This window comes from Kribbella shirazensis (assembly GCF_011761605.1).
Classification (GTDB): Bacteria; Actinomycetota; Actinomycetes; order Propionibacteriales; family Kribbellaceae; genus Kribbella; species Kribbella shirazensis.
The window spans coordinates 7681405-7694493 of record NZ_JAASRO010000001.1 but is presented as its reverse complement, the minus strand read 5'-3'; the positions used below and the strand labels follow the sequence as shown (position 1 = coordinate 7694493).

Genomic DNA, 13089 nt, shown 5'->3' with positions numbered 1-13089 from the left:
GAGGTCCCGGTTTCCTGTACGCAGTTCAATCGGGGCCAGGGGGTCAGCGCCGGGCGCCGGCCTCCTTCATGACGCGCTGGGCTTCCGGTGGGAAGACCCCGTCGGTGATCTGCACGTTGTCCACCACCTGGTTGTTGTAGCCGGGGCCTTCGGGGTTGCGGGCCGGTCCGACGTCCCACCAGTTGCCGGTGACCAGGTTGTCCTTGGTGTTGAACGTGTCCGGGTTGCCGGCGTCGGAGTTGATGTAGACCCAGCGGCTGCTGCCGAGGAACACGTTGTTGCGCATCACGACGTACCTCGTGCCCTGGTCGATCAGGGCGCCGAACGTCACCCGGCTGTCGTAGACGTAGTTGCGTTCGATCACGGTGCCCGGGCTCGACGACAGGGTGTAGATGCTGCCCCCGTCGTGCATGGCCTGCTTGGTGTCGTGGATCAGGTTGTAGGCGACGTAGTTCTCCCGGAACGTCGTCGGCGTCTTGTAGACCGGCTGGTAGTTGTAGAGCCCGGCCTCGAGGTAGTACAAGTTGCCGCCCGGGTCGTTGATGCCCCATCCCCAGCCGATGTCGACGCCGTCGTACGGCAGGTCGGTGAGGGTGTTGTGGGTGATGGTCGCGCGGGTGACGTACGTCGACAGGATGCCGGCGTTGTCGCGGTAGCTCTGCGAGACGCCGCTGATCGTGTTGTCCACGATGCGTACGTCGTGGTTCGTCATCCGCGGGTCACGGGGATGGTGCGCGTCGGGCTGCACGCCGCCGACCACGATCGCCGACGCGGCGCTCTCGGTGAAGCTGTTGCCGAGGACATCGATCTCGCCGGCGCCGTACCCGGTGCCGGAGGCGTGCGCGTTCGGGTCCATGCCGAGGCCGAGGCCGACGGAGCCGAGCTGTTCGAAGCGGTTGCCGTCGAAGGTCACGCGTTCGGCGGCCGACACCTGCACGGCGGCCGGGATCTGGTGCCACTCGTTGCGGGTCTTCTCGAACTCGGGGCAGCCGTCCTGGCAGCTGGTCAGGAAGTCCGCCGGTTTCGCGTACTTCCCGACGATGTGCGCGCCGCTCTGCTGGTCGACGTACCCCTGGGGACCGCTCGGGGAGTTCCAGGTGGTGTGCGCGAAGGTGAGGTTGCGGAAGGCAAGGTTCCGCACCGGGTCGGGGTAGCTGCCGCTGATCTGGACGAGCGACTCCAGCCGCGGCAGCCGTACGTCGGCTGCGGTCATCGACTGTCCTTCGGCGGGACGGTAGAAGACCTTGCCCTTGGCCGAGTCGAGGTACCACTGGTTCGGGCCGGAGATCAGCTCGTACGCGTTGTTCAGGTACATCGCGCCGCGGTTGTACGGCGACTTGAGGGTGTCGTACCCGAAGTTGTTGTTGTCCCAGGCCGGCTGCTCCATCACCAGGGTGTTGCCGTCGACCGAACGGACGGGGGAGTAGCGGTCCGTGAACGACCCCATTTCCTCGATCTCGAGGTCGCCGGGGTTGGACAGACCGGCGATGCGTTCGGCGAGAGCCGGGTCGTTGACGGTGAGACCGCGCTGGGTGAAGACGAGGTGGCCGCGGGTCTTCTTCGACTCGGCCAGCAGCAGCTGGGTGCGATCGGCGAGCTTGCCGTCGACGTACAACTGCCGGGACCGGGTGCCGACCGGGACGTCGGCGGACCAAATGTTCTTCGCCGGGTCGGAGAGGGTCCAGTTGGTGACCTTGGATCCGCCCGACAGGACGGCGCGTTGTCCGGGCACGCTCTCCCAGGTGACGGTGTGACCGTTGCGGCCGCCGTCGCGGGAGTCGAAGCGCAGTGGGTCCTTCAGTTCGTAGGTGCCGCCCGCGAGCAGGATGCGGACATCGGCGGTCGCGTTCTTGGTGCGGGCCAGTGCCTGGGCGGCGTCCAGGGTGCGTACGACCTGGTCGGCGTGCAGGTCTTCCGGTAGGTCGGCCGTGCCGTCCGGGGCGACCAGGATGACGTCGGCCGGGGATGGGGCGGCGGAGGCGGAGGAGAACAGGGCGGGGGAGAACAGGGCGGCGGCGCCGAGGGCGAGCGCGCAGGCGCCGGTGATCCCTCGGGGCGGACGAGGTCGGGTCATGCTGACTCCTATGTCGTCTGTTGTCTGTCATCTGTCAGCGGCAATCTAGAAGTGACCCTCTGATGCGTCAATCAGTGATCTCGATCACCGAGACCACCCGTCCGAAGACAGCCAGTCCCACCACCCGCGTCGCGTGGGCTGACGTCCGAGATGCTGGGTTGGCGTCCGGGATCCCGGACGCCAACCCAGCATCTGGTGGGTGGACCCACGAGATGCGGCGGCGGCCGGGGTGGGGTGTCAGCTCGGCGGGAGTGGGCGGCGGCGGTGCCAGGCGGAGCGGATGTGGTTGGTCATCGCCGTCGCGGCGCCGGCGGCGTCGCGGGCGAGGATCCGATCGAGGACGATGCGGTGTTCCGCGTTCGTGGTGCGGACGTCCTCGACGCTGGGGTGGCCCTGGTAGCGCATGCTGGTGCGGGCCTGGCTGTGGACGGTGCTCACGATCGAGCGGGCCAGCCGGTTCCCGGACGCGGCCATGATGCGGTCGTGGAACTCGACGTCGGTCTGGATGAAGATCTCCGGCCGCGACGTGTCGGCCTCGAGCCGGTGGAAGACCGCCTCGATCGCCGCCAGGTCGTCGTCGGTGGCCTGCTCGGCCGCCTGGCCGGCCAGGCTGGACTCGAGGGCGACGCGGACGCCGACCAGCTCGTCGAGGATGGTCAGGTTCGCGTCGTTGCGGACCGCGGCCGCGAGCACGTCGGAGTCCAGCAGGTTCCAGCTGGAGTCGTCCTTCACCACCGCGCCGACGCCTCGCCGGACCTCGACCAGGCCCTTGGCCTCCAGGAGCTTCACCGCCTCGCGCACGGTGATCCGGCTGACCTGGAACTGCTCGGACAGTGCGGATTCCGGCGGTAGCGCGGCGTTCGGCGGGATCGCGCCGGACACCACCCCGTCGACGATCGACTCGACCACGAGGTCGGCCAGTCGCGCCGGGCGTCGCACTTCCGCCGCCGGTGCGAGTCGCACGGTTGCCTGTCCGGGGTCTGACGCCACGTTGTGCCTCCCAAGCCGATCCGTACCCGATTCTGACTCATCATTCAGCAGTCAACAAACTCTTGACAACAGACAACAGACAACTAACATCAAACCGAGCCGCGGGCTCCACGAACTCGAAGAGGAAGGAGGGCGCCACCATGGCGACCACCTCACGCACCCGGAGGATCAGCAGGCGACGGGGCGGCTGGTTCGCGGCCGCTCTCGTTCCGGCGCTGGCCCTCGTGTCCGCCGCCTGTGGCGCGGCCGCACCGCAGACTCAGGCCGGCAGCGGCGGCAGCGCGGGAACCGGCAAGCTCGTCGTCTGGGACTGGCATTCCGGTGACGCGACCACGAAGGACTACTACGCGAAGGCCAAGGCGGACTTCGAGGCCAAGCACCCGGGTGTCCAGGTCGAGTTCGTCGCCCAGCCGTACGACCAGTACTACACACTGCTCGGTACGGCGATCCAGGCCGGCAAGGGCCCCGACATCTCGATGTTCAACGGTGGCGCGCAGATGCGCGACCGGGCCACGTCGCTGCTGCCGCTGGACGACAAGGTCGGTGACCTGAAGGACCGGCTGGTCGGTTGGGACGCCTTCACGAAGGACAGCGCGACGTACGCCGTGCCGGTCACGCTGCAGGGCTTCCCCTTCTACTACAACAAGGCCGTCTACAAGAAGGCCGGGCTCGACCCGGAGAAGCCGCCGGCGACCCTGGCCGAGCTGCGAACCACCTGCGCCGCGATCAAGAAGTCCGGCAACGCCTGCTTCAACCTCGGCAACAAGGAGGGCCTCGGCATCGAGTTCTTCCTGTCCGGCTTCGGCCCCGGCGCGTTCACGACGGCGCAGTACGACGCCTGGCTGACCGGCAAGCGGGACTGGAAGTCGCCGGAGGTCAAGCAGATCTTCGATCTCTGGAAGCAGACCAACGACGAGGGCTGGTACAACAAGGGCGTCAACTCGACCGCCATGTTCAACGACCAGTTCACGATGTTCTCCGGCGGCAAGGGCGGCAACGTGATCGGCCTGATCTCGGACACCGCGCACTGGAAGTCCTTCGACGAGTTCCTCGGCCCGGACCTCGGCGTCTACAAGCCGCCGGTGTCGAACCCGGCGGTCACCTCGACCTTCCTGCCCGCGGAGGGCGGCATCGGGTACGGCGTGATGAAGTGGACCAAGGACCCGGCGCTCGCGGTCGACCTGGTGAAGAGCCTGGCGAGCACCGACGCGGAGAAGCTGTTCTTCGACAAGGCCGGTGCGATCGCGGCGGACAAGACCGTCGACACCAAGTCGGTCGACGTCGAGGCCGCCGCCGACATCGTGTCCTGGCTGCCCGACAGCAAGCCGCTGCTGCACACCGCCCTGTCCGCGAAGACCCTCGACCTCATGCACCGGCTGTCCCAGCAACTGATCAGCGGTGACGTGACCGTCGACCAGGTCCTGACCCAGCTGGCGGCGTCGGACAAGTGACCGCACAAGTCGTTCCAGCAGCACGCCGTACGACGGCCACTCGCCGGTGGCACGTCAGCGAGCACAAGGTGGCCGCGCTGGTCCTGGTGACACCGGCACTGCTGATCATCGTCGGACTGCGCATCGTCCCGCTGATCCTCGGTGCGCAGTACTCGCTCACCGGGGACGGCGAGCGCAACGGGATGTTCGTTGGCCTGGCCAACTACCGGACGCTCGCGGAGGACCCGGTGTTCCGGACCGCGGTGAAGAACGTCGGCCTGCTGTTCCTGGCGCTGCCGGTGGCGGTCGCCGTACCGGGGATCCTCGCGACGTTCCTGTTCCTGAAGGTCCCCGGGCACCGGTTCTACCGCAGTGTGTACTTCTTCCCGGTGGTGCTGTCACCGGTGATCATCGGCGCCATCTTCAACATCCTGCTGTCCTTCGACGGCCCGCTGAACCAGTTGCTCGGCAAGGCCGGCGTCGCGCCGGTCGACTGGCTGGGCAACTCGAACATCGCGATCTTCTCGGTGATCGGCGTGCACATCTGGGCGACGTTCGGGATGGCGCTGGTGATCTTCATGGCTGGGTTCTCCACACTGGACCAGTCGTTGCTCGACGCGGCGCGGTGCGACGGCGCGACGCTGCCGCAGACTGTGTGGCACGTGGTGGTCCCGGAGCTCAGCCGGACTATCCAGTTCGTCTTCGTCACCACGATGATCGGCATGCTGACCGGGATGTTCGGCCTGGTGTACGTGATGACCGCGGGCGGCCCGGGCGGTGCGACGTACCTGCCGGAGTTCTACATCTGGGTCACACAGGGGCAGATGAACAGCCCCGCGCTGGCGTCGGCGGCCTCGATGGTGCTGTTCGTCGTGATGCTGCTGGTCGGGCTCGCGCAGATCCGGCTGATCAAGCGCGCCACCAAGGAGGTGTGAGCGATGCGCGAGCGTGGCATCGGCCGCTGGGTGGTCGCCGTCCCGATGTGCCTGCTGGCGCTGGCCACCATCTACCCGATGGTGTTCACGCTGAACGTCGCGATGAAGTCGCGGCGCGAGTACGTGCTGGACCGGTTCTCGCTGGCTGATCACCTGACAGCCGCGAACATCGCCGACGCCTGGACCTCGTCCGGTCTGGGCCGCTACACCTTCAACTCGATCGTGGTCACCGGGGGCGCGGTCGCGCTGTTGCTGCTGCTCGGGTCGATGGCCGGGTACGCGTTCAGCCAGTTGACGTTCCGCGGCCGGAAGTGGTTGTTCCTCGTCTGTCTGGGCGCGTTGATGATCCCGTTCCAGGTGATCATGGTGCCGTTCTTCCGGGTGCTCGGGCAGATCCACCTGCTCGACACGCACGTGGGCCTGATCCTCGCCTACACCGGCCAGTTCCTGCCGTTCACGATCTTCCTGATGACGAGTTTCTACTCGCGGATCCCGGGCGAGATCGTCGAGGCCGCGCGGGTGGACGGCAGTACGACGCTCGGCGTGTACCGGCGGATCATGCTGCCGCTCGGACGGCCGGCACTGCTGTCGGTCGGCATCCTGAACGCGTTGTTCTGCTGGAACGACGTCCTCATCTCGCTGCTCGTCATGCAGTCCGAGCAGCATCGCACCCTGATGGTCGGGGTGACCGCGTTGCGCGGCCAGTACTCCGACAACATCCCGCTGTTCGCCGGCGGGGTGCTGGTCGCAGCCCTGCCGGTGATCGCGATCTACCTGTTCTTCCAGCGCCAGATCACCGACGGCGTCACCGCCGGCTCGACCAAGGGATAGTCAGATGCGCATCACGGGATATCGCACCGTCACGACGGTGCACGACTGGGGCAGACCGATCGGTGACGCCAACGGAGCGGTCGGGTCCGGCAAGACCTCGGTCCCGGTCGTCGTACTGACCACCGACACCGGCCTCGAGGGGATCGGGCTCGGCTCGCACGAGGGGGTCGACACACTCTTCCCGGCCCTGGACGGCCAGGATCCGCGCGCCGTCGTGGCGTTGTACGACCGGATGCTCGCCTGGGTCTTCAAACGCGGTCACTCCGGTGCGGTCTTCGGTGCCATCGGCGCGCTCGACATGGCGCTGTGGGACCTGAAGGCGAAGGCGGCCGAGCAGCCGTTGTGGCGGCTCCTCGGCGCCCGCGACCACGTCGTACCGGCGTACGCGTCAGGACTCGACGGGCCGTTGACGGACGAGGAGCTGACGAGACTGCACAAGCAGTTCGCGGAGCGCGGTCTGCAGGCGGTGAAGCTCAAGGGCGGGCTCGACGTCGCCGCGGATCTGCGCCGGCTCGACCTGCTGAGCGAGCTGTACCGCGACGAGACCGGGCACGCCCCGGCGCTCATGCTCGACGCGAACGAGTCGTGGTCGCGCAAGGAGGCGGTCCGGCACATCCGGCGGATCGAGGAGCACGCCGACCTGGCGTGGGTCGAGGAGCCGGTACGGCGCTGGGACGTCGACGGGCTCGCCCTGGTCACGCGCTCGGTGAAGGCCGCGGTCGCGACCGGCGAGAACCTCACCGGGCTCGAGCAGTTCCGGCCTCTGCTCGCCGCGAACGCCGTCGACATCGTCCAGACCGGCAGCGTCTGGGGCATCACGCACTTCCTCCGGGTGTCCGCTCTGGCGCACGCGTTCGACCTGCCGGTCTCCCCGGTCGGGTACGACGCCAACCCGCTCGGTCATGCCGCGGCCGTCGTACCCAACCATCTGTCGATCGAGGTCCAGGACCTCGCGATGCCGGTCGGGATCAGCGCGGACCAGGAGCTCGTCGACGGTCACCTGGTGCTCGGCGAGGCACCCGGGCTCGGGTACACGCTCGACGAGGACGTGATCGCGCGGCTCGGCGAGGCAGGCAGCTGGGACGACGACGCCGGACCGCACGTACGCCCGGACCGGGCCGGTCGCCGCCTGGTCGGCAAGCCCGCGATCCGGACCGGACGCCAGGAGGCGAAATGACGAGGTCCGCGGTGGTGACCGGAGCCGGCGGTTCGCTCGGGCGGGCCATCGCGCTGCGGCTGGCGAACGACGGGTACGGCGTCGCGCTGCTCGACCTGCCCGGCGACGGCCTCGCCGAGTCCGAGGCCGAACTGAAGGCGACCGGCCGTCCGTACGCCGCACTGCCGATCGACCTGCGCGACACCGCCGCCGTGGTACGCACGATCGAGGAGGCCGAGGCGCTCGGTCCGCTCGACGTCCTGGTGAACAACGCGGCGATCTATCCGGCCACGCCGTTTCTCGACGTCTCGCTCGAGGAGTACGACGACGTGGTGGCGGTCAACCAGCGGGCGTACTTCGTCGCGGCACAGGCCGCCGCCCGCTCGATGCGGGCCCGCCGAGCGGGATCGATCGTCAACGTCGCCTCGATCACCTGGCACGGCGGCTGGGAGAAGCTGGCGAGCTACGTCAGCACGAAAGGCGCCGCGGTCGCGTTGACCCGGGCCCTCGCGCGTGAGCTCGGCCCCGACGGCATCCGGGTGAACGCGGTGTCGCCGGGTGCGTTCCCGACGAAGGCAGAGACGATCCACGAGAACCCCGCGGCGTACACGGAGTTCGTCCTCGACCACCAGGCGATCAAGCGGCGCGGCACACCGTCCGAGATCGCCTCGGTGGTGTCCTTTCTGACCGGGCCGGACGCGTCGTTCGTCACCGGTCAGACGATCAACGTCGACGGCGGCTGGGTGATGGAGTGAACGTGTTCGGAGACGAGCTGTCCGTCGCCGCGTTGCGGGAGCGGACCGGGGATCTGGCCAGTGTTGCCGGAGTGCGTGAAGTTGTGCTGAGCAACGGTCTCGAGCGTGGTGTCCGCGCCGTGCAGTTGCGGAGCGCGGGCGGGCTCGAGGTCGAGGTGCTGGTGGACCGGGCGCTCGATCTGGGGTCCGCGCGCTATCGCGGCGTACCGTTCGGCTGGCGGTCGGGCAACGGCTTCCGCCATCCGGGGCTGCACGAGCACAACGACGAGGGCGGTCTGTCCTGGCTGCGGGCACTCGACGGACTGCTGGTCTCCGGCGGCCTCGACCACACGTTGTTCGGCAACGAGGTCGACGCCGGCCACTACCGTTATCCACCGAAAGAGACCGTGTCGCACGGGCTGCACGGACGGCTGACCGCGATCCCGGGCCGGCTGCTCGAAGCCGGTGAGGTATGGGACGGCGACCGGTGCACGTTGCGCGTGCGCGGCGAGGTCGTGCAGGCGACGTCGTTCGGCGAGCACCTGCGGCTGACCCGCACGATCGAGCTGGACTTCGACGGACTGGAGCTCCGGCTGTACGACGTGGTCGACAACCTCGGGTACGAACGAACGCCGCACATGTTCCTGTACCACCTGAACTTCGGCTGGCCGGTGATCGACGCCGGGACGGAGTTCGTAGCGCCGATCGCCGAGACGACCTGGCGCAGCGACTCTGTTGCCGAGCAGGGTGTTTCGTACCGCGTCCAACCGGATCCGCAGCCCGGGTTCGTCGAGCAGGTGTACGAACACCGCCTGGTCGCGGACCAGGACGGCCGGCACCGGGTCGCCCTCATCCGCGGCGACAGCACGCTCGGCGTCGAGGTGAGCTGGGACGCGGCCACGATGCCCTGCTTCTTCGAGTGGCAGAACCTCCGCAGCGGCCAGTACGCCGTCGGCCTCGAACCGTCCACGCATCACGTCACGGGCGATGCCGCCGCCCGGGAGGACGGCACGATGACCTGGCTCGAACACGGCGAGTCCCGCACCTACCGCACCACGATCCGGGTACTGGACGGCGCCGAGGCCACCGCCGCCGCCCGGGACGCGATCCGCCGCGTGGCCGACCAGCCTGAGGGGAACAACGCATGAGCATTCTCGACGGGTACCGCGTGCTCGACTGCTCGATCGCGATGGCCGGGCCGTTCGCCGCGCAGCGTCTCGGCGATCTCGGCGCGGACGTCGTCAAGGTCGAGCCGGTGACAGGGGAGTGGCAGCGGCACGCAGCGGCCGGTGGTGCGAAGGGCAACGCGATCAACGTCTCCTTCCTGTCCCTCAACCGCAACAAGCGCTCGCTCGCCGTCGACCTCAAGTCCGCCGAGGGCAAGCGTGTGCTGCTGCGCCTGGTCGAGACCGCCGACGTGTTCCTGCAGAACTACCGGCCCGGCGTGGCGGAACGGCTCGGCGTCGACTACGCGACGCTGTCGGCCATCAACCCGCGGCTGGTGTACGTCTCGATGTCCGGGTACGGCGAGGACGGCCCGCACCGCAACCTGCCCGGCCAGGACCTGTTGCTGCAGGCAAAGTCCGGCGCGATGCTGTCGACCGGGCGGCACGGTGAACCGCCGCAGCCGGCCGGGCAGTACCTCGTCGACGCCGTCACCGCGTCGACCGCGTTCGAGGCCGTGCTCGCCGCGCTGCTGCACCGCGAGCGCACCGGTGAAGGACAGCTGGTGAAGGTGAACATGCTCGACGCGATCACGACCCTGCAGATGCAGGAGCTGTCCGTCTTCACGGCCGGGAACGTCCCGCAACGCCGGGGGTCCGAGCCGCACGCCCACGTCTACATCAGGGCGCCGTACGGAACCTTCAAGACGGCGGACGGTTTCCTGGCGCTGGCGATGCCCGACCTGCCGACGCTCGGCCGGGTGATCGGCGAGGACGCGTTCCTGGCCATGGATTCCGAGGTGCACGGCTGGACGCACCGCGACCAGATCTTCCGGCTGACCGCCGAGCGGCTGCTGCGGCGTACGACGGACGAGTGGCTGACGGCACTGACCGAGGCCGGGATCTGGTGCGGGCCGGTGTACGACTACGAGCAGCTCGTGAACGATCCGCAGATCCGCCACAACGGCACGTTCGTGGAGTACGACCATCCGACCGAGGGCCGGGTGAAGACGCCCGGCTTCCCGTACAGCTTCGAGAAGACGCCCGCGACCGTCGACCGTGGCGCGCCGCTGGTCGGGGAGCACAGCCGGGAGGTGCTGTCCGAGGCCGGGTTCGGGGCAGACGAGATCGCGGACCTGCTGGACACGGGTGTCGTCGCCGAGACCAGGCTGCCGGACCCGGTGCCGTGATGCCGCGGTACCGCGGGCTGACCTGGGACCATCCGCGCGGACGGGACGCGCTCGTCGAGGCATCGGTGCACCGGGGGATCGACCTGACCTGGGACGTGCAGCCGCTGAGCGGCTTCGAGTCCACACCGATCGAGCAGTTGGCAGAGCGGTACGACCTGATCGTGCTCGACCATCCGCATCTCGGCGACGCGGTACGGCATCTCCAGCCGGTCGACGAGCTGTTGTCGGGCGAGTTCGTGGGGCCGAGCGTGGCGTCGTACCGGATGAACGGTCATCTGTGGGCGCTTCCGCTCGATGCCGCGACGCAGGTCGCTGCGACTCGGGCGGACCGGGTAGGTACGCCGCCTCGGTTGTGGTCCGAGGTGGTCGCGCTGTCGCACCGGGCGCCGGTGGCGTTGTCGTTGGCGGGTCCGCACGCGCTGCTGACGTACATGTCGATCTGTGTCGCACTGGGTGAGGAGCCGACGTTCGACGCGACCGAGACCGGGCACCGGGCGCTGGAACTCATGGCCGACCTCACGGCTCGTGCGCCGCGGCACTCGTTGGTGCTCGACCCGATCGGGTTGCTGGAGAACATGGTCTCGGACGACACCTTGGCGCACTGTCCGTTGGTCTACGGCTATGTGAACTACGCACGCCGGGTGACGTTCACCGACGCGCCGTCGGAGCGGCCCGGCTCCCGTCCGGGCTCGACGCTCGGCGGCACAGGCCTCGCGATCACCAGGCGATGCGAGGTCACGCCGGAGCTCCTCGACCATCTCCGGTGGTTGCTCTCGGCAACAGCGCAGGAGTCGTTCGTTCCGGCGTACTCCGGTCAGCCGGCGCGCTCGAGCGCTTGGACCTCGGACCAGGTCAACGCGCCGGTGGCGGACTTCTACCGGGCCACGCTCCGCACCGTCACCGAGGCATGGGTCCGGCCGCGGTGCCCGGGCTACATCGGGTTCCAGACCGCGGCGAGCGAGGTGGTCCGGGAGATCGTGTACGGCGAGGTCGCGGCCGCTGTGGGACTGGATCGGATCGCTGCGTTGTGGAAAGGGATCGAGCATGAGTGAAGAGGTGCTGTTCGAGCAGCATGGACACGTCGCTGTCATCACCCTGAACCGCCCGGCGAAGCTGAACGCGGTCACCGCGGAGATGTCCGACGCGCTCGTCGAGCTGGCCCGGCACTGCAACGACGCCGACGAGGTGCGCGCCGTTGTACTGACCGGGGCCGGGAGGGCGTTCAGCGCGGGCTCCGATATCCGGGAGCTCGACAAGTACCCGACTCCGTGGGCGTTCCGGAATCGCGCGGACTACTGCGACTCGCTCAAGGTGCTGCGCAAGCCGGTGGTTGCCGCGGTCAACGGTTTCGCGCTCGGCGGTGGGTTGGAGACCGCTCTGATCTGCGACATCCGGCTCGCCTCGACCACGGCGAGCTTCGCCGCCGCCGAGGTGAAGCTCGGGTGGATCGGCGGTGGTGGGATGTCCGCGTTGCTGACCCACACCATCGGGCCCGGCAACGCGTCGCTGATGCTGATGACCGGCGACCCGATCGACGCTCAACAGGCGCTGGGCTGGGGGCTCGTCAGCGAGGTGCTCGAGCCGGACGCGTTGCTGCCGCGTGCGCTGGAGCTCGCGGCGACGATCGCGTCCCGTGCTCCGATCGCCGTCGAGACCGCGAAGGCGAACGTGTCCGCGGCGCTGAACCTGCCGCTGGACCAGGCGGTCGCGTACGAGCGCGACCTGCAGACGGTCTGCTTCGCGACCCAGGACGCCGCGGAAGGCCGCGCCGCCTTCGCCGAGAAACGCGAGCCGCGGTTCACGAGGTCGTGAGGTTGCGCCGGATCCAGTTCTCGATGCCGGCGACGTGGGACAAGGAGAGGGCTGCGGCGACGCTGGGCCGGCGGTCGCCGATGGCCAGCGCGATCGCGCGGTGTTCGCGCTGGGTCTGCTGGAAGGAGTCCTCTTGCGTGACGCCGCGCCAGATCCGCGCCTGCTGCGTGCGGCCCGCGACGCTGTCCACGAACGAGCAAAGGACCGGGTTGCCGGCGGCGGTCGCGATCCGGTGGTGGAACTCCAGGTCGTTCGCCACCACGTCGCCGACCGGGCTGTCGGCGTCGACAGCCTCGGTCAGCGCGAGCAGCTCCGCCGCTTCGTCGTCGCTCATCAGCAGGGCGGCCTTCTCCGCGGCCATCGGCTCGAGCGCCCGACGTACCTCGAACAGGTCGAGGATGCTGGAGTCCTGGTGGAAGTCGATGATGAAGCTCATCGTCTCCAGGAGCAGATCGGGCGTCAGGCTCGTGACATAGGTGCCGTCACCTCGTCGTACGTCGAGAATGCGCAGCATCGACAGCACACTGACCGCCTCGCGCAGCGGGCTGCGCGAGATGCCCAGCTGCTCGGCGAGATCCGCCTCGCGCGGCAGCTTTTCACCGGGCTTCAGCCGGCCGTCGAGAATCATCGCCTTGATCTTCTCGATGGCGACATCAGTCAGTGCCATCCGGCTCCTCTCAGTCCCCACCCCCACCCGAGCGAGGCGAGGGTTGTTACCTACCCACCCCGAGCGAAGCGAGGGCTTTGCAATCCCCACCCGAGCGAGGCGAGGGT

At 68.6% G+C, this 13089-nt stretch carries 12 protein-coding genes; 9 read left to right on the top strand and 3 right to left on the bottom strand.

What is annotated here, in order from left to right; all coding sequences use genetic code 11:
* Positions 1 to 43: 43 nt before the first annotated feature.
* Both BJY22_RS36640 and BJY22_RS36635 read right to left on the bottom strand, forming a co-directional pair.
* Positions 44 to 2074 carry a right-handed parallel beta-helix repeat-containing protein gene (locus BJY22_RS36640; RefSeq protein WP_167216262.1) on the bottom strand — a complete coding sequence of 677 codons (2031 nt, stop codon included), beginning with the start codon at positions 2072 to 2074 and terminating at the stop codon, positions 44 to 46.
* A gap of 237 nt (positions 2075 to 2311) precedes the next feature.
* On the bottom strand, positions 2312 to 3064 hold the full coding sequence (locus tag BJY22_RS36635) for an FCD domain-containing protein (protein ID WP_202891432.1): 753 nt from the start codon (positions 3062 to 3064) through the stop codon (positions 2312 to 2314).
* 140 nt (positions 3065 to 3204) lie between these two features.
* On the opposite strand from BJY22_RS36635, the gene BJY22_RS36630 reads away from it, so the two are divergent.
* Genes BJY22_RS36630 through BJY22_RS36590 form a run of 9 tightly spaced genes read left to right on the top strand, consistent with a single transcriptional unit; the run spans position 3205 to position 12315 of the window.
* Positions 3205 to 4515: an ABC transporter substrate-binding protein gene (locus BJY22_RS36630; RefSeq protein ID WP_167216259.1), complete on the top strand. Its 1311-nt coding sequence runs from the start codon at positions 3205 to 3207 to the stop codon at positions 4513 to 4515.
* On the top strand, positions 4512 to 5429 hold the full coding sequence (locus BJY22_RS36625) for an ABC transporter permease subunit (RefSeq protein ID WP_167216257.1): 918 nt from the start codon (positions 4512 to 4514) through the stop codon (positions 5427 to 5429). The genes BJY22_RS36630 and BJY22_RS36625 overlap by 4 nt, the downstream gene beginning before the upstream one ends.
* Positions 5430 to 5432: 3 nt before the next feature.
* Positions 5433 to 6260, top strand: coding sequence for a carbohydrate ABC transporter permease (locus BJY22_RS36620; RefSeq protein WP_167216255.1), 828 nt, complete (start codon positions 5433 to 5435; stop codon positions 6258 to 6260).
* Between the two features lie 4 nt (positions 6261 to 6264).
* Positions 6265 to 7437, top strand: a complete 1173-nt coding sequence (locus BJY22_RS36615) for a mandelate racemase/muconate lactonizing enzyme family protein (protein WP_167216253.1) — start codon at positions 6265 to 6267, stop codon at positions 7435 to 7437.
* Entirely contained in the window at positions 7434 to 8171 is a 738-nt protein-coding gene (locus BJY22_RS36610) for an SDR family NAD(P)-dependent oxidoreductase (protein ID WP_167216251.1), read from the top strand. The genes BJY22_RS36615 and BJY22_RS36610 overlap by 4 nt, the downstream gene beginning before the upstream one ends.
* Entirely contained in the window at positions 8168 to 9298 is a 1131-nt protein-coding gene (locus tag BJY22_RS36605) for a DUF4432 family protein (RefSeq protein ID WP_167216249.1), read from the top strand. Before BJY22_RS36610 ends, BJY22_RS36605 begins: the two co-directional genes overlap by 4 nt.
* Positions 9295 to 10503: a CaiB/BaiF CoA transferase family protein gene (locus BJY22_RS36600; RefSeq protein ID WP_167216247.1), complete on the top strand. Its 1209-nt coding sequence runs from the start codon at positions 9295 to 9297 to the stop codon at positions 10501 to 10503. Before BJY22_RS36605 ends, BJY22_RS36600 begins: the two co-directional genes overlap by 4 nt.
* Positions 10503 to 11555, top strand: coding sequence for a type 2 periplasmic-binding domain-containing protein (locus tag BJY22_RS36595; protein WP_167216245.1), 1053 nt, complete (start codon positions 10503 to 10505; stop codon positions 11553 to 11555). The genes BJY22_RS36600 and BJY22_RS36595 overlap by 1 nt, the downstream gene beginning before the upstream one ends.
* Complete coding sequence (locus BJY22_RS36590; RefSeq protein ID WP_167216243.1) at positions 11548 to 12315, top strand: enoyl-CoA hydratase/isomerase family protein; 768 nt, start codon at positions 11548 to 11550, stop codon at positions 12313 to 12315. The genes BJY22_RS36595 and BJY22_RS36590 overlap by 8 nt, the downstream gene beginning before the upstream one ends.
* Here the strand turns inward: BJY22_RS36590 and BJY22_RS36585 are convergent.
* Positions 12302 to 12982 carry a FadR/GntR family transcriptional regulator gene (locus BJY22_RS36585; protein WP_167216241.1) on the bottom strand — a complete coding sequence of 227 codons (681 nt, stop codon included), beginning with the start codon at positions 12980 to 12982 and terminating at the stop codon, positions 12302 to 12304. The genes BJY22_RS36590 and BJY22_RS36585 overlap by 14 nt on opposite strands.
* Positions 12983 to 13089: the final 107 nt, after the last annotated feature.